Origin of the sequence: Paenibacillus sp. V4I5, from assembly GCF_030817255.1 — a bacterium.
In the GTDB taxonomy this organism is placed as follows: domain Bacteria; phylum Bacillota; class Bacilli; order Paenibacillales; family NBRC-103111; genus Paenibacillus_E.
In genome coordinates this window covers 3,918,874-3,941,011 of sequence record NZ_JAUSZB010000002.1, presented here as the reverse complement: position 1 = coordinate 3,941,011, position 22,138 = coordinate 3,918,874, and the positions used below count along the sequence as shown (strand labels likewise).

The 22,138-nt window shown below is 45.4% G+C and carries 18 protein-coding genes; 11 read left to right on the top strand and 7 right to left on the bottom strand.

Annotated features, from left to right (window positions below; translation table 11 throughout):
- Positions 1-3 precede the first annotated feature (3 nt).
- From QFZ78_RS19770 to QFZ78_RS19745, 6 genes are all read left to right on the top strand, one after another.
- Positions 4-774 carry a DeoR/GlpR family DNA-binding transcription regulator gene (locus QFZ78_RS19770; RefSeq protein WP_307550151.1) on the top strand — a complete coding sequence of 257 codons (771 nt, stop codon included), beginning with the start codon at positions 4-6 and terminating at the stop codon, positions 772-774.
- Positions 775-1,014: 240 nt separating this feature from the next.
- Positions 1,015-2,655 (top strand): type 2 periplasmic-binding domain-containing protein, encoded by a 1,641-nt coding sequence (locus QFZ78_RS19765; protein ID WP_307550149.1) that lies wholly within the window; start codon positions 1,015-1,017, stop codon positions 2,653-2,655.
- A gap of 210 nt (positions 2,656-2,865) precedes the next feature.
- Positions 2,866-3,783, top strand: a complete 918-nt coding sequence (locus QFZ78_RS19760; protein WP_307550148.1) for an ABC transporter permease — start codon at positions 2,866-2,868, stop codon at positions 3,781-3,783.
- Between the two features lie 12 nt (positions 3,784-3,795).
- On the top strand, positions 3,796-4,674 hold the full coding sequence (locus tag QFZ78_RS19755; protein ID WP_307550147.1) for a carbohydrate ABC transporter permease: 879 nt from the start codon (positions 3,796-3,798) through the stop codon (positions 4,672-4,674).
- 173 nt (positions 4,675-4,847) lie between these two features.
- A complete protein-coding gene (locus tag QFZ78_RS19750; protein ID WP_307550145.1) occupies positions 4,848-7,127 on the top strand; it encodes a helix-turn-helix domain-containing protein in 2,280 nt (759 codons plus the stop codon).
- Between the two features lie 111 nt (positions 7,128-7,238).
- Positions 7,239-8,201, top strand: coding sequence for a stalk domain-containing protein (locus tag QFZ78_RS19745; RefSeq protein ID WP_307550143.1), 963 nt, complete (start codon positions 7,239-7,241; stop codon positions 8,199-8,201).
- A 103-nt stretch (positions 8,202-8,304) separates the two neighbouring features.
- On the opposite strand, the gene QFZ78_RS19740 is transcribed toward QFZ78_RS19745, so the two are convergent.
- Positions 8,305-9,219 carry an AraC family transcriptional regulator gene (locus QFZ78_RS19740; RefSeq protein ID WP_307550142.1) on the bottom strand — a complete coding sequence of 305 codons (915 nt, stop codon included), beginning with the start codon at positions 9,217-9,219 and terminating at the stop codon, positions 8,305-8,307.
- 162 nt (positions 9,220-9,381) lie between these two features.
- Here QFZ78_RS19740 and QFZ78_RS19735 point away from each other — a divergent pair, with 162 nt between their 5' ends.
- From QFZ78_RS19735 to QFZ78_RS19725, 3 genes are all read left to right on the top strand, one after another.
- On the top strand, positions 9,382-11,142 hold the full coding sequence (locus tag QFZ78_RS19735) for a glycoside hydrolase family 35 protein (protein WP_307550140.1): 1,761 nt from the start codon (positions 9,382-9,384) through the stop codon (positions 11,140-11,142).
- Positions 11,143-11,164: 22 nt separating this feature from the next.
- Positions 11,165-12,004 carry an alkaline phosphatase family protein gene (locus QFZ78_RS19730; RefSeq protein WP_307550138.1) on the top strand — a complete coding sequence of 280 codons (840 nt, stop codon included), beginning with the start codon at positions 11,165-11,167 and terminating at the stop codon, positions 12,002-12,004.
- Positions 12,005-12,199: 195 nt separating this feature from the next.
- Positions 12,200-13,168: a CapA family protein gene (locus tag QFZ78_RS19725; RefSeq protein WP_307555801.1), complete on the top strand. Its 969-nt coding sequence runs from the start codon at positions 12,200-12,202 to the stop codon at positions 13,166-13,168.
- Between the two features lie 103 nt (positions 13,169-13,271).
- Here the strand turns inward: QFZ78_RS19725 and QFZ78_RS19720 are convergent, their stop codons facing one another.
- The 3 genes from QFZ78_RS19720 to QFZ78_RS19710 are packed head-to-tail and all read right to left on the bottom strand — an operon-like array spanning position 13,272 to position 16,296.
- A complete protein-coding gene (locus QFZ78_RS19720; RefSeq protein ID WP_307550137.1) occupies positions 13,272-14,306 on the bottom strand; it encodes an NAD(P)-dependent oxidoreductase in 1,035 nt (344 codons plus the stop codon).
- Positions 14,307-14,314: 8 nt separating this feature from the next.
- Complete coding sequence (locus tag QFZ78_RS19715; protein WP_307550135.1) at positions 14,315-15,172, bottom strand: DUF6807 domain-containing protein; 858 nt, start codon at positions 15,170-15,172, stop codon at positions 14,315-14,317.
- 20 nt (positions 15,173-15,192) lie between these two features.
- On the bottom strand, positions 15,193-16,296 hold the full coding sequence (locus tag QFZ78_RS19710) for a Gfo/Idh/MocA family protein (RefSeq protein ID WP_307550134.1): 1,104 nt from the start codon (positions 16,294-16,296) through the stop codon (positions 15,193-15,195).
- A 172-nt stretch (positions 16,297-16,468) separates the two neighbouring features.
- Between QFZ78_RS19710 and QFZ78_RS19705 the strand changes: the two genes are divergently transcribed.
- Complete coding sequence (locus QFZ78_RS19705; protein WP_307550133.1) at positions 16,469-17,683, top strand: DNA-binding transcriptional regulator; 1,215 nt, start codon at positions 16,469-16,471, stop codon at positions 17,681-17,683.
- 67 nt (positions 17,684-17,750) lie between these two features.
- On the opposite strand, the gene QFZ78_RS19700 is transcribed toward QFZ78_RS19705, so the two are convergent.
- The 3 genes from QFZ78_RS19700 to QFZ78_RS19690 all read right to left on the bottom strand — a co-directional run bounded on the left by QFZ78_RS19700 (position 17,751) and on the right by QFZ78_RS19690 (position 20,769).
- Positions 17,751-18,800 carry a Gfo/Idh/MocA family protein gene (locus tag QFZ78_RS19700; RefSeq protein WP_307550131.1) on the bottom strand — a complete coding sequence of 350 codons (1,050 nt, stop codon included), beginning with the start codon at positions 18,798-18,800 and terminating at the stop codon, positions 17,751-17,753.
- Positions 18,797-19,810, bottom strand: a complete 1,014-nt coding sequence (locus tag QFZ78_RS19695; RefSeq protein WP_307550128.1) for a zinc-binding dehydrogenase — start codon at positions 19,808-19,810, stop codon at positions 18,797-18,799. The genes QFZ78_RS19700 and QFZ78_RS19695 overlap by 4 nt, the downstream gene beginning before the upstream one ends.
- A gap of 125 nt (positions 19,811-19,935) precedes the next feature.
- Positions 19,936-20,769, bottom strand: coding sequence for a helix-turn-helix domain-containing protein (locus QFZ78_RS19690; protein WP_307550126.1), 834 nt, complete (start codon positions 20,767-20,769; stop codon positions 19,936-19,938).
- A 190-nt stretch (positions 20,770-20,959) separates the two neighbouring features.
- On the opposite strand from QFZ78_RS19690, the gene QFZ78_RS19685 reads away from it, so the two are divergent.
- Positions 20,960-22,024, top strand: coding sequence for a zinc-dependent alcohol dehydrogenase (locus tag QFZ78_RS19685; protein WP_307550123.1), 1,065 nt, complete (start codon positions 20,960-20,962; stop codon positions 22,022-22,024).
- Positions 22,025-22,138 lie beyond the last annotated feature (114 nt).

Sequence of the window (22,138 nt, the reverse complement as noted above, 5' to 3'; positions counted from 1 at the left end):
ATTATGTCATTAACATACGAAGATCGCAGGATGACCATCCTGAACCATTTGGAGATGGAAGGGAAAGTACAGGTGCATCACCTGTCTGAGATGCTTAACGTCTCGACGGAAACGGTGCGGCGGGACTTAGATCGGCTAGAGAAGGAAGGCAAGCTTCGCAAAGTGTACGGAGGCGCTGTCAAAATGCGCATGGAGCTTGTTGAGCCTCCCTTTCTCAAGAGGACCCAAATGATGAAGTCAGAGAAAACAGCGATCGGCAAGCTGGCTGCCTCTTTAGTCCAAGACGGCGAAACGATCATGCTGGATAACGGCACAACGACGATTGAAATTTTGCCTTACTTGAAGGATCGAACGAATGTAACCTTGATCACCCATTCTGTGCCGATTCTCAATTTGGCCATGGAAACGTTCCGGGGAAGAATTATCTTCGCAGGCGGGGAAGTGAACGTCGAGTATCAAGCTGCAACAGGCTCCCTGACGGATCAGATGCTGGATCAATTTAAAGTGAACAAAGCGTTTATCTCCGTAGGAGGCATCTCACTCGCGGACGGCATTACTGACTTCCATTTAGCTGAAGCCATTATTTCGCGAAAAATGATGCAGCGAGCCGAGGAATCCATTCTGGTAGCGGATCATTCCAAATTCGGTATGTCTACGTTCGCTAGAGTGTCAAAGCTCGAGGAAATCTCGATGCTCATTACCGATTCAGGCTGTTCGAAGGAATGGATCGATACGATTGAGGCGCTCGGCATTGAAGTGCTGATCAGCGACTAACACGCAAATCGCCATAGAACCGGCTCCCATAGCGGTGAAAGGGCGATTTTTTCTTTGCAAATAAGGGAATTCTCAAATAATGAGGATGTTACAAAAAGAAGCGACGTCTATTCCTAAGAAAACAATACGATTGAATAATCGACGATATACGACATGATGAGGCGTGAGATATGCTTCTTCCACAGGGCTAATCCGCTTCACGGCGTTAGTGCCGGACTACGATATAAGGGGAGTGTTTCCATGAAAAGAAGATCTCAACTAAAAGTATTGCCTATTGCGGCAACCATTCTAGCTCTAACGCTTGCAACTGCTTGCGGAAACGCTGGATCTACAAAAGATAAGGGCAGCACAGCGCCAACCGCAACTGCTGATTCTAAAGAACCTGTGAAGGTGACATTATGGACACCGATGAATCCGAATGCGAAAGCAGTCGTCAAAAGCTTAAACGAGCTGCCTATGGTGAAAGAGTGGGCCAAGAAGACAAATGTAACATTTGACTTCCAACATTCATCTGGAAACACACCGCAAGATGATGTTCAGCAATACGGTGTCATGGTTGCTTCTAATAATTTGCCGGATTCGATGCTCTGGAACTGGAACAGTGTACAGGGCGGAACATCCAAAATGTTCAAAGACGGCACGATTATTAAACTGAATGATTTAATTGAAAAGAATGCGCCGAATTTGAAAAAAATTATGGACGCAAATCCTCAAATCGCCAAACAAATCAAGGCGGATAACGGTGATATTTACGCAATGCCTCACCTGAAGGTTGGTCAATACGGCCAGTACAAAACGTTCAGCGGCATGGTCATTCGTCAGGATTGGCTGGATGAGCTCGGATTGAAAACGCCGGAAACGATTGATGAGTGGGAAACGGTGCTAAAAGCGTTTAAAGAGAAGAAAGGCGCTATTCCTTTCACATTGAACAAATCCTACCCGATGTCATTTGCTGACTTCGCAGGCGCATACGGTGTTACGGGCATGTCTACGATTGCCAACGCGAACAGCTTCTATATCGATAATGGAAAAGTGAAATTCGGGCCTGCACAACCAGAGTTCAAGCAATATTTGACGACGATGCAAAAATGGTACAAGGAAGGTCTGATCGATCCAGACTTCGCTTCCAATGACACCAAAACGATGGATGCGAAAGTAACTTCCGGCAAAGCGGGAGCATTCTACGGTTTCATCGGCGGAAGCATCGGTACGTATACGCCAGCGCTGCAGAAGACAGACCCGAAAGCGAAGCTCTCTGCTGTCCAATATCCAGTTTTGAAAAAGGGTGACGAGCCTAAATTTGTGCAAGCGTCATGGGAATACGACAACATCGGAACGGTCATTACAAGTGCGAATAAGCATGCGGCAGAAACGGTAAAAGCCTTGGACTATCTGTATAGCGAAGAAGGCGCGATGCTCAAAAACTTCGGTATCGAAGGTCAAACGTACACGAAAGTAGACGGTCAACCGAAATACACGGACCTGATTTTGAAAAATCCAGACAACCTGCCGATCAGTCAAGCGATGGCTAAATATTTTATTGCCAACTACGGCTTCTCTGGTTTGGATGATGACCGTTACAACGATCAGTATTATCAATTGCCAGCACAAAAAGATGCCGTGAAACTATACGCTAAATATGCGAATAATGCCTATAAAGTGATACTGCCGCCTGTGGTTCTGTCTACGGATGAAGCTAAGGAGTCAGCGAAAATTTTGAACGACGTGAGTACGCTGTTGACGGAGCAAATTACTAAAATTGTAATGGGTGCCGCAAAGGTTGAAGATTACGATAAAACGATAGAACAAGTGAAAAAGATGAATATGGACCGTGCTGTGGAGATCTACCAAGCGGCAACAGATCGTTACAACAAACGCTAAAAAGCTCGTGGGGAGCCAGCCTCCCCTTCTGAATTAATAATTCTGGGGCTCCCCGCAAAGTATTGTATAAACTCTTATCGAAGTAATCCGAAGAAGCTTGACCGCATTAAGCGGAAAGTTTAGACGCCGACCGAGCTAGCACTCGGTGCGGACGGAATAAGCTTCGAAGGTTTCACGTCACTTTGTGGGGGTCCGTAAGGAAGTGAGAACATGGCCAATTCCATTCGGGTTTTACTAGATGACATAAGAAAAAATCGCGCGATCTACCTGATGGTACTGCCGGTTGTGCTGTACTTCTTCATTTTTAAATATTTCCCGATGTATGGCGCAGTTATCGCCTTCAAGGATTTTAGTCCTGCGAAAGGCATTTGGGGCAGCGATTGGGTAGGTTTTCAACATTTCAAAGATTTCTTTCAAAGCTATTATTTTATCCGCGTGCTGCGCAATACGTTTCTGATCAGCTTTTATAACTTGATATTCGGCTTCCCAGCACCGATTATTCTTGCGATCCTTTTGAATGAGCTACGCCAGAAGCTTTTCAAATCAATTGTGCAGACGGTTTCCTACTTGCCGCATTTCATCTCGATTGTGGTCATTTCTGGGTTAATTATTGACTTCACGAACCGCGGAGGTATTGTAAACTCCATCATTATGTTCTTCGGCGGGCAAGATTCTGCCCTCATGAATAATGCAGAGAATTTCCGTACCATTTTCGTCAGCACGTCTGTTTGGCAAGAACTCGGTTGGTCATCCATCATTTATTTGGCCGCGCTTAGCGGGATAAACCCCGAGTTGTACGAAGCTGTTCGCGTTGATGGGGCAGGAAGGTTCCGGCAAATCTGGAGTGTAACGCTTCCGGGACTCATTCCAACGATTATGATTTTGCTCATTCTTCGAATTGGCGGATTGATGGAGGTCGGCTTCGAGAAGGTCGTTCTGCTTTATAATCCAAATACGTATGAAACTGCGGATGTGATTTCGTCCTTTGTTTATCGCGAAGGGCTTGCACAAGGGAATGATTATAGCTATACAACGGCCGTGGGGCTATTTCAATCCATGATCAACTTCATTTTACTTATTAGCGCTAACAGCTTATTCCGCCGATTCTCCGGCAACCGGTTGTGGTAGGAGGAACTCACGATGAAATTAAGCGCAACTGAGCGTCTATTCGATATCGGTAATGCGATTCTGATGATATTGCTTATCGTCTGTACGTTGTACCCGTTCTACTATGTTTTCATGGCTTCCATCAGTGATTCCAATTTGCTAATCCAGCACTCCGGCTTGTTGTTGAAACCACTGGGGTTTAACCTCGACGCTTTTCAGAAAGTGATTGCAAATCCCAACATTTTGACGGGGTATGGGAATACTTTGCTCATCTTGATTGTGGGTACGGCGGTTAATCTGTTTTTTACGACGATCGGAGCGTACGCACTGTCCAGGAAGTTCATGATGCGAAAGTTCTTGATGATCTGTATCGTGTTTACGATGTATTTCAGCGGCGGATTGATTCCGACATATTTGTTAATCAACAACTATCTGCACATGGGAAATAGCTACCTTGCCCTCATCTTACCTGTGGCGATCAGCACGTGGAACTTGATTATTATGCGAACTTCGTTCGAAGCCATCCCAGAGGGCTTGTTGGAATCAGCTAAGATCGACGGGGCAGGCGAATACCGCATTTTGTTTCAGATTGTAGTGCCTCTGTCCATGCCTGTTATTGCCGTAATGGTGCTTTACTATGGCGTAGCCCACTGGAATTCCTGGTTTAATGCCATGCTGTTTCTGCACGATAGGGAGATGTTCCCGCTGCAGCTGATTCTTCGAGAAATTCTGGTGCAAAACAGCACGGATTCGATGACCACTGGAACGGGGAATGCGAACGACACGCAAGCGATTGGGGAAAGTATTAAATACGCAACGATCATGGTGGCTACATTGCCTATTCTGATTGCCTATCCTTTTTTACAGAAATATTTTGTGAAAGGCGTCATGGTTGGAGCGCTCAAAGAATAATGACCAGGCCTGTTCTCTTTTTGGATCTTCAAAAAGAGGGCGGGATATTTGGTTTTTTCCACTTTCTGTGAGGGAATCACTAAAAATGATGATGATACAAAAATCGTAGATGTACTTGAGCTGATGAAGATGGGATAATACTGCATACAGCATGAGTAAGGGAGGACTTCTTTGTGAAGCGAAGCGTATTTTTATTCTGGCTTTACTCGAACTTAACCATTCTATGTATTCCCATCGTCATCACGATGTTGGTTCTTTTTCAGTCGCAGCATTTATTGAACTCGGAGGTCATTCGATCCAACAAAGCGCTGCTTAACCAGGTGAAGCAATCGCTAGACAATCAGTTCAAAGATATTAAGCGAATGGGTCTCCAGCTTTCCCTGGATCCTAAAGTCATTAAGTATGTTAATCAAGCTGATTTCAACAATTCGCAAGTCAAGATTGATACACTGGATCTGATCACTTCGCTTCGTTCGTATGCCGCCTCGAATGGGGATATTAACGATTTATATGTATATATGAAAAAAGATCATTTCGGAGTCACGACATCGACAATGAATCAAGATGAGCTCCTTTTCCAATTGCTTCACGCAAAGAATAAAGGCATCACCATGAAGCAGTGGAGCGACAGTATGGAGAAAATCTACTATGGAAATTTCCTGCAATTCGCTGACAATGACATGGTGTACATGCAGTCACTGCCGATTCAGAATGCCAGCGAAGCGCCGGCAACACTTGTTGTCATGCTGAATGCAGAACGGTTGAAAGCAGCCATCTCGAATATTCAGATTGCCCAAGCTGGCAGTGTGTTAATACTCGATTCCACCAATAAGCTGCTGATGACCGCTGGCGATTCAGATCATGTATCCGATATTGATTTCGAACAGATCCAATCAGCGGAAGGCTCATTTAGTCAAAAATGGGGCAAGGAAGAGGTAACGGTTTCTTACGTTTCTTCCGTTGAAAATGAATGGAAGTATGTATCCATCGTTCCTACGAAAATTTATTCAGCGAAAGTAAGTCAATTGCGAAGCTGGATTTATGCGGGCTTATTTATGTGTATTTTTGTCGGTGGTCCGATGTCCATCTGGCTGACGCGAAGACATTATATGCCGATCCGCCGTATGGTGGATTTGGTTTCTCCGAAGGTGAAGTCCAATCTCGAAGGTATTGGGAATGAATTCTCACTGCTTCAGTCCTTCATGTCGGAGAATGAAGCTTTGCAGGTTACGGCGAACCGAACCATCCAGAAACAGCAAGACGTGCTGCGCAGCCATTTTCTAGCACGACTGCTCAAAGGCAGAGTCGAGAGCGGTTCTGCACTCGCGCAATCGATGGAATCGTTTGACCTGCGGTTCGAGACGAACCGTTTTGCCGTCTTGCTGTTTCATATCGGCGATTATGCGGCTTTGTTTGCTGACAGCGGGACACGAGATGCGGAGTCCAAATTGCAGTATGTTTATTATATCGTGACGAACATTACGGAAGAGCTGATTGGTCGAAAACATACGGTTTTCACGACCGAAGTGGACGGTATGATTGCTTTTCTGGTTAATATTCAGAATGAAGATGAAGTTCGGACGAAACAGGAATTGATTGAGATTGCGCAAGAGGCGCAGACGATTATTCAGGGGAAATTTTATATTCAGCTAACCATAGGAATCAGTGATATCCATCCACTTTTGACCGGAATACCACAAGGATTTGACGAGGCGCTGGAGGCGCTTGAATATAAATTCGTCATTGGACCGAGCCAGATTATACCTTTTGATCGGATCAAACGACCGAAGAATGAGCTGTATTATCCGTTGGATATGGAGCGGCAGTTGATCAATCATATTAGAACGGGACAATACGAGGAGGCCATGGAGGCCGTCAGCGAACTGATCGTAACCAATGTGTCTGATGGCACGCTATCGCTGCAGCTCGGCAAGCTTCTCATGTTTGAACTGATCGGCACGATCTTGAAGGCTATCGAGCATCTGGATCAGGGACCTAATGAACTGGCGGTAGAGAAGCATGAACTCATTAAACAATTGACCCAGTGCGAATCCTTCGTGGAAATTGAAGATGAAATTTATAAGTTTTTGAAAACCGTTTGTGACTACGTCGATTCCAAGAAGAAAAGTCACAACACGAATCTGAAAGATCAAGTGCTGAGCTATATTGATGAGCATTTGGCGGATATGGATTTGAGCCTGACCTCACTGTCTTTGAAGTTTGAAGTCAATGCGCCTTATTTATCACGCTTCATCAAAGAGCAATCTGGTGAAACGTTTATTGATTATGTCAATAAACAGCGTGTCCAGCTGGCTAAGCAGTTGATGTCGGAGACCGATGATACGATTACGGATATTACGCAAAAGGTTGGCTTTTCGAACAGTAATACCTTCATCAGAGTGTTTAAACGCTATGAGGGGATTACACCAGGACAGTTCAGGAAAGGCGAATAGTGCAAAAATGAAAGTCCATTTTGTGTGCTGTGATACAGAATGTTGTCTGTTTGTGAGGTATAATGAGTGAACTAACAAAAAACGACAAATTATTCTGGGAGCGTGTAAAGCATGAAATGGAAACTTAACATTGTGGTTTCGTTAGCAGTTCTGGGTACTTTATTAAGTTCTGCGGCATATGCAGAGCCTAAGCATGATAAAGGTTCGAATCAATCTAGTTCGAGTACAAGTTCGAGTACAAGTACAAGTACAAGTACAAGTACAAGTACAAGTACAAGTACAAGTACAAGTACAAGTTCTAAATCAAGTTCTAACGATCAAGTGGATGTCAAGCTGAAGGAGAAAAAGGAAAAGAAGGAAAAGAAGGTTTCCGGAGAAAAAGAAACGGTGACTTCATCTACCTACGGCTCTCATGGACATAAGGGGTATAAAGGTTTACAGAACGCGTACGAAAATGTCAAAGACCGTCCTGCCGGTGCCATCATTTCCAAATTGTTGGAAAAGTATAATTTGCAGTTAAATGATACGGCAGATATTGGTTCAATTCTCGCGGACTCGGTTATTGAAGCTGAGAATAACGGGGATTTGGACATAGCTGCAGAGATTCAAACAGAAGTGATTAAATCAGATTCAACGAACCTGACTGTATACAAAAAGCTTGGAGCACTGAATAGCAAGAGAGGCAAGCTTGGTGTCAAAGCTTACGTTAATGGCCTTGAACCTAACTTTGAAGTCCCGCCAATGATTAAAGATGGGAACACGTTAGTTCCTTTCCGAGCGATTGCTGAAGCCTTGCAGGCTACCGTTACTTGGAATCCAGAAGATAACTCGGTTACCGTAGTGAAAGATGGTGTCACAGTGAAGCTTGTAATAGGTGTTCGTAAAGCCTTTGTGAATGGACAAGCCGTTGATCTAGAAGTGGCCGGAGAAGTCTATAATGGGTCCACGATGGTGCCAGCTCGCTTCATTAGTGAAGCGCTGAAAGCCGATGTACAGTGGGAACCAGAATCACAAAGCGTCGTGATTAACGAGGTTGAAGAACAAACACCGGACATAGACGCATCACAGGAGTAAAATCGCGAGAACGCCCGTAAACCGGGACACAGGAGTAAAATACGCAAACCACCCGCAAACTTCATAGTTTGTGGGCGTTTTTGTTTGTAATATCGTAGTTCCGCTAAAGTACGAGCGGCTGCTGCGTGGCATGATGCTTCGGCTTGAATTCACTTGGCGACTGGCCGGTCCAGCGCCGGAATTGTCGTGAGAAGTGGCTGGCCGAGTGGAAGCCGAGCTTCTCCGCAATGTCCGTCATTGGCAAATTGGTTGTGACGAGCAGCTCTTTGGCTAGATTCAGCTTTTGCCGGCTGACATACTGACGCGGCGATAGCCCGTACACCTTGGAGAAGAGCTTGCTGCATTGACTGCGGCTCAGGTTCAGTTCTTTCGCAACCCCCGCGACGGACGCCTCCTCACAGAGACCGAGCGATAGCTTCTCTTCAATCGCATGGGCGACATCTGCGGTGAACAAGGAGGCGTCTTTGTCCTTCGTTGGCACATGTCTACTTAGTGAGTCGTGTTCACGTATTAAATTTAGCACGTCATGAATGATGAGCAATGTATATGAGTGCAGCAGCAGCTTATCCTCGAAGCGCAAATAGGGTTGCTGCTCTTGCTTGGCGGTATCCTTCGACTGATTGCGATGCATGACGGCCTCTAGTTCGCTCAAGTAGAACTGAAGCTTGCTTTGCTCTGCATCTTGATGATGGATGTGCCGATAAGGAGTCGTCGATAGCAGGCTGCGTATTTCGGTATCATCTAGATCGAAATGCACATTAAAGTAGCCGTAATCTACGGAAGCCAAATTCGAAGATTGATGCCTGATGCCGGATTTGATCAGCAGCCAGTCTCCTTGCCGCATCGTAATCGATTCGCGGTTCATTTCTTGCACAACTTCACCCTCCGAGCAGTAAAGCAGCTCAAACAAATGATGATGATGCCGAGGGTAGTGCCATCCCGGGGGCTTCAAGCCAAAATGGCATCCTACTACTTGTAAGGTATTGATCATATTCGGAAAACGGTACAAATCTTCCATGAAGGGCTCCCTCCGTATGTCATCGCTGTACGTTCCATCATATCATTGAACTGGCACATTTGGTATAGAAAATGCTCCATTTGGAGATTGAGGATTGACCGACTTTTCAGCGATGATTAGATCATTAATACACTATCGCATTCATTAGTCGGAGGGATAACCGTGGCCATTTTACAAGCCCAAAATAAGCAGTTTCTTTTAGATGGGAAGCCTATTCAACTTATATCTGGAGCCATCCATTATTTTCGCGTCGTGCCTGATTATTGGGAAGATCGTTTATTGAAGCTCAAAGCCTGCGGGTTTAATGCCGTAGAGACGTATATGCCTTGGAATTTGCATGAACCGGAGGAAAATGTTTTTAATTTCGCTGGCATTGCGGACGTGGAGCGATTCATTCGGAAGGCTGGCGAGCTAGGGCTGCATGTGATCTTGCGACCGAGCCCTTATATCTGTGCGGAGTGGGAGTTTGGCGGATTACCGGCATGGCTGTTGAAATATACGGATATGCGGCTTCGCTGCATGGATCGGGCTTATCTGGAAAAAGTAGACCGTTACTATGACACGCTGATCCCTCTATTGGTCCCGCTGCTTAGCACAAATGGTGGACCCATCATCGCGATGCAGATTGAAAATGAATATGGCAGTTACGGCAATGATACGGCGTATTTAACGTATTTGCGGGATGGGTTCATCAAGCGCGGCGTAGATGTTATGCTGTTTACGTCTGACGGTCCAGAGGACGGCATGCTGCAGGGCGGGACAGTTCCAGGTACGCTTGCCACGGTGAACTTCGGTTCTAAACCGGAGGAAGCTTTTGATAAGTTTCGTGAATACCGTGTTGATGAGCCACTCTTTTGCATGGAGTACTGGAACGGTTGGTTTGATCACTGGTTAAAGCCTCACCATACGCGTGATGCGGGCGATGTTGCGGACGTATTCGACCGTATGCTTCGCGCTGGCGCCTCAGTGAATTTCTACATGTTCCACGGCGGGACGAACTTCGGCTTCTACAACGGAGCGAACTATCATGATAAATATGAGGCGACAATCACTAGCTACGACTATGATTCGCCTTTGTCCGAATGCGGAGATGAGACCGAGAAATATAGAGCTGTCCGCAGCGTGATTGCTAGCTATCTAGGAAAAGATGTTAAGGATTTTCCAGAATGGCCTGCACCTATTCAGAAGAAAAGCTATGGTCGTATCGCTTTGACTGAAAAAGCAGATATGCTTGACCATTTGACACAACTCACGAAGCCGGTACTGAGCACCTATCCAGAGCCGATGGAAAAGCTGGGCCAAAGCTATGGATTCATCGTGTATTCCACGCATGTGTCCGGGCCGCGTACGGGTGAAAAGCTGCACCTGCAGGAGGTACATGACCGTGCGCAAGTCTTCTTGGACGGTGTCTACCAAGGCACGGTGGAAAGATGGGACTCGCGTCCACTCCCGATGGATATTCCCGCTCAAGGTGTGAAGCTGGACATTGTGGTCGAGAACATGGGGCGCGTCAACTACGGTCCGAAATTAAAGGACTATAAAGGTATAACAGAGGGTGTACGGATGAACAATCAGTTCTTGTTTGATTGGACAATATATCCACTCCCGCTGGACAATTTGACGACGGTTCCATTTGGACGCTCTGCTGAGGTGAGTGAAAGGAATGATCGTCCTGCCTTTTATCGAGGAGAATTCACCGTGGAAGAAGCGGGGGACACGTTCGTTCGTTTAGATAGCTGGTCGAAAGGCATAGTCTGGATTAATGGGTTTAATTTGGGACGTTACTGGGAGAAAGGGTCGCAGCAAACGTTGTATCTACCGGCGCCATTACTGCGAATTGGACGCAATGAAATTATCGTATTTGAATTACATCATACGGATACGTCGGTCATTGAACTGACGGATACGCCGGATTTGGGATAACTTGTAGTCGGAGGGATTGACAATGGCATCATCAATGGCGGTCAAAAGAGTCATCATTCTTGGTATTGATGGAGCAGGGGCGTTCGTCAGCGAAGCTGATACGCCGTATATCGATGTACTCCTCCTGGGCGGAGCCAAAACGAATCATGCCCAGACCGTATTTCCCTCCAATAGCGGGGAATGCTGGGGTTCTCTGCTGCATGGTGTAGTGCCTGAGAGGCATGAGTCCCATTTGAATATTAAAATGGAACGGAACTACCCAATAGCCTCGGCTGCGCCTTCCTTATTTCAAATCATAAGCGAAGCCAAACCTAACAGCCAAATGGCATCCTTCGTCTCATGGAAACCGATCCAGACCGGAATCATTGAAGAGAACGACGCGGTATATAAATACGCTGCACCGGATGAAGAGTTGGTTCCTGCCATTGCCGCGTATATCCGTAAAAACAATCCGGATTTTGAACTGCTGTTCGTTCAGTTGGATGATGTGGATGCTGCTGGCCATCAGCATGGGTATGGCTCCGAGGAGTACTTAAAGGCAATTTCGCGCGCAGACAGTCAAATTGGTGAGATCAGTAAAGCCATTCTAGAGGCAGGAATGCTGGAAGATAGTCTGATTATCGTAACGACGGACCATGGTGGCGGAGGCTTGGATGCTTTCAATCATGGCAGCGATCATCCGAAAGACATGACGATTTTCTGGGGCTGCCGTGGCCCAGGCGTTCAATCAGAGGCTGATTTGGCTGGCCTGACTATCATGGACACGGCTGCCGTCGTGCTGTCTGCGCTGGGCCTACCAGTCCCGGGTAATTGGGATGCCAAGCTTCCGAACGGGTTGCTGGTGAAAACGGGGCAGCGCTAAGGATTACGCACAGCGGCTGGAGCTAGCCATACGTCGTATGGGCTCAGCACAAGGAGTCAGTCACGAATTTTCGTAAAGGAACCTCCAAATCCACCTGAAGTGGGAATGGAGGTTCTTCTTCCAAAGCTCAGCCTATTTTGCAATCAACACCCCCTTTCATCGAATAATGTGCTCATGAGAGGAGTGAAAGCATTGGTGCAAATAACGATTGCCGCTGTGGGAGATTTGTTGATGAAAAGTGAAATCATTGACTCTGCTAAACAAGGAGACGGATATTCGTTTGACTCTATTTTTGAACCCATTAAACCTTATCTAATGAACCACGATCTTTCGATTGGTAATCTAGAGACGACCTTCTCCGGGAACAGGAAATTAGGCGCGATGGGAATCCGACCCAAATGCAATTGTCCAATGGAACGAAGAAATCCGAGAACAGGGTATCCCGTATTCAATTGCCCGGATGCATTAGCAGCAACGCTAAAAAACGTAGGGTTTCATGTATTAACAACTTCCAATAACCATTGTATGGATGGTGGTGCAGTTGGCTTAAAGCGAACATTGAAGATCCTCGATCAACATGGGCTCAAACATACGGGGACTTCTCGTACCCTTAATGAAGCTAATCAGCATCTGATCATGCGTGTAAAAGGGGTGAATATTGGCATTTTGGCCTATACCAAAGGGACGAATGCCATACCTGTTCCTCATCGATGGATGGTTAATCCATTTGATCGAAAAAAAATGATTGCAGATATCCGCCAATTGAAAAACAAAACCGATTTCATCATAGTATGCTTACATTTTGGGAAAGAGTATCAGACGTACCCGAGCAGAGATCAGAAACAATTGATACAGTTCCTCTTTAAACAAGGCGTTAACGTAATCTTAGGTTCACATCCTCATGTGCTGCACCCGTTAACTCAGACCGTAGTGAAAGACAACGATGGTAAGGTTCGTAATCGAGTCGCTGCTTCCTCCTTAGGCAACTTCGTATCGTCGAAGCTGACGAGAAGTGAGAATACGATTCGGGGAATGATTTTGTCGTTGACTCTAACTAAAAATGAAAGTGGCGTCATAGATGTTATTAAAATTGACCGAATTCCCACGATAGTGGAGAAGAAGAAAGCGGATAAGACTACGTTTACTGTTGTTCCGGCTAGATAACACAATAGGGGGATTTTCCAAAATCCATACGATGGCATATCGAACATAAAAAAGTGCCTCTCTACATGTAATCACATGAGAGGGGCACTTTTGATTTATTTTTTTATTCATATTGTGAAATCGGAAGGAACTGTTCGACTAGTTTTTCGGCCCAACGTTGATTCGCCTGCACAGTTCGTCCAGCGTTATGTGGGGTGTGAACAACATTGTGTCTTCCTAACAGCGAGTCCTGCAATGGTAAGGGCTCGATATCAAATACATCTGCTGCAAGGCTAATCTCATCTTTAAGAACACGCTCACGAATTGCCTGCATATCGCAAATTTCCGCTCTTGTTACCAGTACCACTAAACATCCTTTAGGCAGTGAATGAATATGTTCCGATGTAAGTAGTCCTCTTGTTTGCTCTGTTAATGGCACCATGGGTACGAAAATCTCAGCATCATGGATGAGTTGACTCAAATGCCATTCTTTTCTAGCTCCTGCACGGTGAAATGAAGGTTCCGTAGCGAAGGGATCCCACGCCGCAACGTCTGCCCCAAGCATGCTGACAAAGCTTGCATAACGGGAAGCAATATTGCCTGCCCCAACAATACGGACTCGTTTACCTTCAACGGTTCCATTCGTAAAGTTGGGATCGTCACAAAACTGTTCTCCTCTTTTTTTCGGTGTGCCTACACCATTCTCAGGTTCATAATTCCAGGGCTGCAAGCTTGAAATGATGTCATGATGCGTTTGAGGAATTCTACGTAAACCACATAAGGTTAGCGCCAGACCAAATTCGGATACCGATTGTCCCCAATAACCTTCGCTTGGATGCGTGTACATGTTAACCCCTGCATCTTTCAAAATGGCCATTTGTTCTTCCGTTATAGGACTCCCATAGGAGCAGGTTGTAATAACGGCTTCTTTTAAACTACTGAAAGCATGTAAGCAATCGGATGTTACAGCTACATTTAAAGAAATCAAACGGGTAACGCTGCCGGGTTCGGGAACAAGCTCGCCAAGCGTTTTTAACTCATTAGGGGCCAGTCGAATAAAATCAGTTGATCCTTGGGCTTTCCAAAGTGTGTGAAAGTGGTCCGCGGTCCACGGCCAGGTCGCATCGAAACTAGGATGGACGATAATAACGCTTCTCATAATAGGATTCACTCCTTGTAAATTGATATTTTTGACGCAAAATTTCGCCAGTTGTTATTCACATGGGATGGATCCATATCACCACAAAATACGAGTATCCGATATTGATGGATTTGTGTTTCTCCTTTACCAAGAATCCACTGACCTGCAATACACCGGCTTGGTGAAATACCTAATTGTCCATCAACACGCCATGGCACAGGATGTTCAGCATTGTTCGGATGATCCATAAGCACAAAGCCAGCGTTATCAGTTCGGCCTTCAATCGGCATTCTGCAGGAAACCCAACGGGCACGTTTTCCCTCTGCTTCACCATTTATTTGAACTTCACTATTGAGCGCTTCGCCTCCTAGTTCATGACGATAAGGCATACGAAGGAAAAGACCGCCGTAATCGTAACGTCCGAAAGTTAGCTTGATTTCTGCTCGTAAGGACCATTGGAAATCAAGCTCATATGTACTCCCCAGATCATGCAGACTCCATTGCTGCCGTTCTGTTATCATGTGGTTTCCTTCTGGATCGCGCCACCATGTTTCAATCTCCCATGAAGCATGGTGTAGATTAATAACCGCAGGCTTGAGCGGCAGAGGGTGAAAGCTGCCGTCCTTTGGATGATGATTAATGCCTTCCTCCCAAAATCCAATGCCATTTACATCATTCAAACCGATATAAATGCCATGCTGCCAGGGGTGATGAGGCGGAGCATTTTCAGTTAACACACCATTTCCATCCGGAGCAAGGATGGGGTGAATAAAGGGACGTTGATGTGTTTGTGCATTCTGTACAAGAATCGGATCTGGATGATTACCACGATAAATACGTATGCTTTGTTCATCATTTTCAGCTCTTAAATAAGGAATATCCATGGGGATGACCTCCATATGATTTAACGGAATATTGGCAGCTTCACTTGCGCACCATTGTTCATGGCGGATTCATGTGCGCATATGCCGGCACAAGTCCAATTGGCAGACGTATAGCTATTTGGGAAAGACTCACGCTTCTCAACTATGCTCATGATAAATTCATGTGCCAAATGCGGATGGGAGCCACCATGCCCGTTTCCTTGTTTAAAGGATAAATGTACGTTATCTGCCGAATCGTAGACACCCTGCATCGTATATTTACGTATGCCTTCTGGGAGCAAGTTTGCATAATCTGGAATTGTAACCCGCTGGGCGTTCTCTCCGGTGAAGATAATAGGTTCTTCTCCTTCTAACTGCTGCCATTCAAAGCTCATTTGATCCGCATAAACGTCGAAGCTTTCAACATATTCACGGGATGTTTCAAATAGAGAACGCGTAACCTCCATGGCAAGATTAGAGTCACGAAGTCGGAATAACGCGGATTCGACTGCAAAAGGTGACCCATATTTTGCAGCAAGATTGTCAGCTATTTGTCCAGAACCTAGGCACGAAACGAATTCTGCTTCCTTGTCGGCAAGTGCGAGCAATGGACTTACCGCGTGCGTCGCATAATGCATGGGTGGGAGCCCTTCCCAATATCCAGGCCAGCCTGACATCTCTTGTTGATGAGCTCCGCGCAGGAACTGAATCCTCCCAAGTTGGCCGCTGTCCCGCAATGCTTTCACATATAGAAACTCGCGGGTGTAAACGCAGGTTTCCATCATCATATAATTCTTCCCAGACAGCTGCCCAGCTTCGACTATTCGCCTACAATCTTCAACTGTCGTTGCCATAGGGACTGTACAAGCTACATGCTTGCCTGCCATCAATGCCGCAATGCTTTGCTCGGCATGGTTTGGAATTGGTGAATTAATATGTATGGCATCAATGTTGTCGTCCTTCAGCATGTCATCAAAACTGGAATATCTAACTTGGATACCGAAATGGTCACCTATTTGATTCAATTTATCCGTTGTTCTTTGACAGATGGCGTACATGTCCACATGGGGATGATTTTGATAGATTGGAATAAATTCTGCTCCAAAGCCTAAACCAACAATGGCGACTCGTATTTTTGAAGACACAGGTGGATCCTCCTATCATATTCCGTTTATAAATTGACTTTAGACCAAACAACAAAGGAAGTCGATGAGATTATTTGCTTTTTAAAATGAGATTTTTCACCTGTCTTTTATAGTTGTAAATAGTAGAATATAACCATATATTAGTTAGTAGTGCGTAAAGGGGTGTTTGCGAATGAGTTTATTCACATCAAGATTCAACGAAAACGTATCCATAACGAATCCACAGCAAAAACAGGTTGCTCTTTTAATTGAAACTTCGAATGGGTACGCTCGTGGACTTCTTAGTGGGATAAACACCTATTTGCGCGAAAACCGTCCTTGGTCGATATTTCTCAGTGAATATAGCCGAAATAACACCGATTTGAGTTGGCTTCGTGAGTGGCAGGGTGATGGTATTATCGCCCGTATAGAAAACGAGCAAACCGCGCGGTTTATTAAGGACGCGTGTCTTCCAACAGTGGACCTCAGTGCCTCAAGAATGATTCCGAGCCTTCCTTATGTAGAGACCAATGACCAATCCATTGCTCAATTGGCTGCAGAGCATTTTCTCGAACGAGGTTTTAAACATATAGGATTTTACGGGGACTCTCGTTTTCGATGGTCTAAATTACGATGCACCTATTTGGAGGTCTATCTTGCGGAGAGAGGCTATCATTGCCATGCTTTTGAAGCCTCTGAAAATCTATTAGGTGAAAAATCATGGAAGACAGAAAAAGACAAGCTGGTCCAATGGTTGTATGACCTACCCAAGCCAATAGGGATAATGGCGTGCTATGACATTTGCGGCCAACAGCTTCTCGAGGCTTGTCGCATTGCTCGGATTCCCGTTCCTGATGAAGTGGCTGTCTTGGGTGTGGATAACGATGAGCTCTTGTGCGAATTATCCAATCCCCCCTTATCCAGCATCCAAACGAATGCCGTCAAAACAGGCTACCAAGCAGCGGAGTTACTCGAACGTATGATGTCAGGTGAAGTAATAGGGGGACAAATGCACTTGATTGAACCCTTAAATGTTCAAGTCCGATTGTCAACAGATGTTCTTGCCGTAGAGGATAAAATGGTATCTGATGCCGTGCGATTTATTCGCAATCATGCTTATGATGACATTCAAGTTCAAGATATTCTTGATCAACTTAAGGTTTCGCGTCGTATATTGGAAAGCCGATTTCAGAAAGTATTGGGTCGCACACCACATGATGAAATCATAAATGTAAAACTTAAGCTTGTAAAAAAACTACTTCTTGATACAAAACTTTCATTAGCCGTCATCGCCGAACGCATCGGCTTTAAGCATACAGAATATATGAGTGTAGTCTTTAAGAGAGCGACTGGAATCAGACCTGGGGAGTTTCGTCAGCAGAATAAACATCGAATGCAAGATTTGTAGACAAAAGTGCCACTCTCATTGCAATCGCGTGGGAGGGGCACTTTTTACATTTTATTGTAGAAAAGAATTAGTTAATTACCACCAGCTCCGGAATAACGACGACTTTCTTCAATTGCTGAGATTCCATACCCGCAAGTATGGTCTGAAGTGCTCTGTACCCATCCACTCCGGTAATTTCATGGCCGCTTCCAGACAGAATACCTTCGACAAAATGATGAATAACACCCGAATTATGCTGCTCCCCAGCCTTATTGGTTTGCAATGCCCCGACTTCATGGTAATCCCTCATACCGTCTGAGTATTCAACGATCACTCCGAAACGGTCATCGGTTCCGATTTTTAGTGTACCTTTTTCGCAGTATAAAATAGTGGCGTTTATTTCATTCGCGTAATTGGTCCAACTGGCTGTTAGCGAGCCAACGGTTCCGCTCGCTGTTTTCAATAATATCATCGAGTGATCGTCCACGTTCGTAGGTTTATGCAGCGTCGAGCAAAATGCCGTGACTTCCATGAAACTGTCTTCCAACAGCCAGTGGATCAAATCCGCTTTATGGATGCCTAAATCCCCTAATGCCCCGGAAAAGGCGTGCTCCTGGTTGAAAAACCAGCTGTTTTTGCCATCTATGCTCCAATGTTCGGGTCCAGAATGACCAAATACCGTACTAAAGCTTAACACCTTGCCTAATTTTCCGGATTGTAAAATGTCTTTCGCTTTGCGATGTGCCGGCATAAACCTTTGATTGTGGCCGACCATCAAAAACACATTCTGTTCTTTGGCCGTGCGAATCATAGCTTCCGCTTCTTTCAGAGAGGTGGCCATCGGCTTTTCGACCAGTACGTGAATGCCCAATTCCATGGCTTCAATGGACACCGAGCTGTGAAGATGATTCGGGGTACAGACGGAAACAGCGTCAATGCCGCCACTCTGCAGCAATTGTTGATGTGTTTGGTATGCATTCGGTATACCAAACTGTCTAGCGACTTCTTGTGCGCGTTCCAAATTAGGATCACATACAGCTACAATGACTACATCCTTATGTGCAAGGTACTCAGGCAAATGGCGGCGCTGTAAAATGGCCCCGCATCCAATTAGTCCTACCCTCAATTGTGATTTCACAATTCGCTTCCTCCCATTAATTTCGTCCAATCAAACAGAACGCCCATGGCAGAACTACGGTTTTGCACCAATGAATCGTACACCTGCGGGGCTTCTGATGGCGAATAATGATGGGTAATCAAAGGTAACACGTCCATTCGTCCCTGCGCGATATAACTTAAAAATAAAGCGGCCATTTCGGGATGATTCCAACCGTTGTAATTCATTTGGGCGTGAATGCCCAGAATGGAAACAGAATTGGACACTACATTGCGGCCCATCCCCTGCTCAGAAGGTGTGGCTGTATCTCCCAGCAAAATAACACGTCCCAAAGGCTTGACGAGCCGAGTGGCTTGGGCTAAAACAGCCGGATGTCCAGTAATATCGAAGATAACATCCAGCATCCGACCATCTGTTTTATGCTTGATTTCCTCATGTGCTTTTCCCGCATCCATGGGAAGCAGATGAATGCCCGGTCGTTCTTGAACCAGCTGTAAACGGCTCTCAGCAGGATCGATGGCGAAAATCTCTTTCACCCCAGACAGATATAAATATTGAGTAACCAGCTGTCCGAGAAGTCCGAGACCGATGACGCCTACCGTTTCTCCTAGCTGCAGCTCTGCTCTTCTTACACCAAGTTGTGTTGTTTTGGAAAGATTGATCCATGCGCCTTGCTCGGCGCTGATATTCTGTGGAAGAAGATAGGCATGCTTGGCATCTGTTTTAAAATATTGCGTATGCGAATTCTCGACAAACACGCGATCACCTTTTTGTATCCCCTTAACTTCAGGGCCAACTTCAAGTACTTCAGCCACCATGCAATAACCAGGATAGAAAGGATACTTCACCCAGTCCGACCAGTTGGTATCGGGGTCAAATATACCTCGAAGGCATTGAAGCTCTGTCCCTGTACTAATCAGGGAGCATAGAGCGGCACATAAAATTTCGGTCTGGCCGATTGTAGGATCGAATGTTTCCTTTCGGACCTCAACCTTTTGCTTTTCTGTGAAAACGATACGCAGTGTTTCCATTTCCCTACCTCCTCGAACGGGTTCATTGACCCTCGAGATTAGTGTATAGGTATCGGATTTACAAAAATAGAGCACAACTTTGCTGAAGTTTAACACTTATACAGGTCGTGCAGCTGGAAGCATTTTTAAATATTTTTATCAAACAAACGCTTGTATTGAGCAGGGGAAATGCCCGTGTATTTCTTGAAAAGGCGGGTAAAGGTTTGGAGGTCATTAAATCCGAGGGTACTGCTGATCTCGGTAATGTTCAATTCTTGCATTTCCAAAAGCGATTTCGCTTTTGCGATTTTCATTTCCCGATGCAGAAGGATCGGCGATTTGCCGAACATCGCTTTGAAGTGGTTGCTTACGTAGGTTGGATTCATATGTAATTCCTTGGCTAAATCCGCTAATGAAAGCGAAGCCTCGGGCTGGGTTACAATTTTCAATAAAATGGACAAAAAGCTGTGAGACTGCTGTCTCAAATCCGAGGTATTCATACTTCCCAAAGCGTTGTCCAATAACAAGTAAAGCAATTCAAGAGATTTTGCTTTTTGCAAAATGATGTTAGGGATATGGCCTTCCCTTGTGGTGGATAGTACGAATTCGTCGAATACGGCCTCGAATTTTTTGTGATTTTTCAGCGGATAGATATAAGGGATCTGTAAAAACGGCAGCACATCGATCACATTCTGAATCTTGTAAGTGAAATGCCACCAGAGAAACTCGGTTTCCTCATCACTATCTTTATATTGGTCGTGTTCCAGAAAAGTAGGGATAAAAATGACGGATCCCGGTTCAATCACATAGATGTTGTCCTGAACCTTGAGTTTGGCCGAGCCTTTTCTCACATAGGTCATCATGTAATACTCTTGAAATACACGGTTCCGGTAGTTCATCTCGCGACGGCGATGGATATCAAACTTTAACACTTTTAGCTCGGCTGTTTCCAGCAGAGAAGAGAGCATATCATTCTTCATGCTAGTTCCCCCCCCCCCATCTTAAAGTTGATTATATCATAATCACTGGTTCTTATTTGATTCTTATCTAAATCTATTTGCAGAAGAAAAGGACGAAATGCCTATGAAAAAAGGTTTGACAGTCCTTTTACTATCGCTTAACATGAATTATATGATCCAGATAAATACCAATGACGAAAGGAGGAAAGAGATGAAAGCCGTCATTTCCTTGAAAGGCAAGGTTGAAGTCTTAGACATTGAAGAACCTTCCATTGAAACGAACCATGTACGTGTTGAAACCTGCTACTCTGCAATTAGTTCAGGCACAGAGCTTTTGCTGAAAAACCTGATGACCGATACTCCCATTCAACTTGGTTACAGTGCGATGGGAATCGTGCGGGAAATCGGTGAAGGCGTCTCCCATGTGAAGGTAGGGCAGAGAGTCGCTTGTTACGGTTCTCCTTATGTTAAGCATGCGGAATTCTTAGTGGTGCCTAAGCTTTTGGTTGTTCCGCTTCCGGAGGAATGCAGTTCGAAAGAAGCGTCCTTCGTCGGACTCGGTGCGATCGCTATTCATGCGCTGCGTCAAGCGGATTTGCGTTTTGGAGAATCGGTTGTCGTGGTTGGACTAGGTATTCTGGGACAAATCGTATGTCGGATTACAGACGTTTCCGGCAGTAGGGTAATCGGGCTTGATTTGTTGGCAGAACGCTGCGCCAAGCTTTCGGAAGCCGGTGCCGTACAAGTGTGTGACAATGTACAGGATGTCAACCGTACCATCGATTCACTACATCAGCATGAAGGTGTTGATGCGGTTATCATCTGTGCCAATGGTGCCAATTCCGGCATTATTGATCAGGCTCTACGCTGGATTCGCGACAGGGGGAAAATCGTCATCGTCGGCGATGTGAAGATGGACTTCGATCGGGAGTTGATGTTTGCCAAAGAGGCGCAGGTGCTTATCTCGCGCGCTGGTGGTCCTGGGCGGTATCATGACAGCTACGAAAGCAAGGGCGTTGACTATCCGATCGGTTACGTACGTTGGACAGAAGGTCGCAACATGGCGGAATTTATCCGTTTACTTTCTGAACGACGGATTTCCATCCAAGCACTTATCACGCATGAGATGGCTTTATCATCTATGACAGTGGCTTACGAATTACTTCGCAAATCTCCACGAGACGTATTAGGCGTTCTCATTGATTATGGGAAGGAGCAAGAAGTAGAAGCTGAAAAACAAGTAAGTGCTGTACCTGTATCTTTTGAAATGTTGTAGTTACTGCTATTTGTATACGATCCCCAAAGAAACGCTCAAAGCCAATATTGTACAAGTGTTCAATGCCATTCATTGTTGATGCGTACCTCGTTTTCCTTCATCAAATCCTACCAG

What these genes read in the sequence shown, in the direction of transcription:
- QFZ78_RS19770 (WP_307550151.1), top strand. Translation starts at nt 4, where the DNA reads ATGTCATTAACATACGAAGATCGCAGGATGACCATCCTGAACCATTTG.
- QFZ78_RS19765 (WP_307550149.1), top strand. Translation starts at nt 1,015, where the DNA reads ATGAAAAGAAGATCTCAACTAAAAGTATTGCCTATTGCGGCAACCATT.
- QFZ78_RS19760 (WP_307550148.1), top strand. Translation starts at nt 2,866, where the DNA reads ATGGCCAATTCCATTCGGGTTTTACTAGATGACATAAGAAAAAATCGC.
- QFZ78_RS19755 (WP_307550147.1), top strand. Translation starts at nt 3,796, where the DNA reads ATGAAATTAAGCGCAACTGAGCGTCTATTCGATATCGGTAATGCGATT.
- QFZ78_RS19745 (WP_307550143.1), top strand. Translation starts at nt 7,239, where the DNA reads ATGAAATGGAAACTTAACATTGTGGTTTCGTTAGCAGTTCTGGGTACT.
- QFZ78_RS19740 (WP_307550142.1), bottom strand. Translation starts at nt 9,219, where the DNA reads ATGGAAGATTTGTACCGTTTTCCGAATATGATCAATACCTTACAAGTA.
- QFZ78_RS19730 (WP_307550138.1), top strand. Translation starts at nt 11,165, where the DNA reads ATGGCATCATCAATGGCGGTCAAAAGAGTCATCATTCTTGGTATTGAT.
- QFZ78_RS19720 (WP_307550137.1), bottom strand. Translation starts at nt 14,306, where the DNA reads ATGAGAAGCGTTATTATCGTCCATCCTAGTTTCGATGCGACCTGGCCG.
- QFZ78_RS19715 (WP_307550135.1), bottom strand. Translation starts at nt 15,172, where the DNA reads ATGGATATTCCTTATTTAAGAGCTGAAAATGATGAACAAAGCATACGT.
- QFZ78_RS19705 (WP_307550133.1), top strand. Translation starts at nt 16,469, where the DNA reads ATGAGTTTATTCACATCAAGATTCAACGAAAACGTATCCATAACGAAT.
- QFZ78_RS19695 (WP_307550128.1), bottom strand. Translation starts at nt 19,810, where the DNA reads ATGGAAACACTGCGTATCGTTTTCACAGAAAAGCAAAAGGTTGAGGTC.
- QFZ78_RS19690 (WP_307550126.1), bottom strand. Translation starts at nt 20,769, where the DNA reads ATGAAGAATGATATGCTCTCTTCTCTGCTGGAAACAGCCGAGCTAAAA.
- QFZ78_RS19685 (WP_307550123.1), top strand. Translation starts at nt 20,960, where the DNA reads ATGAAAGCCGTCATTTCCTTGAAAGGCAAGGTTGAAGTCTTAGACATT.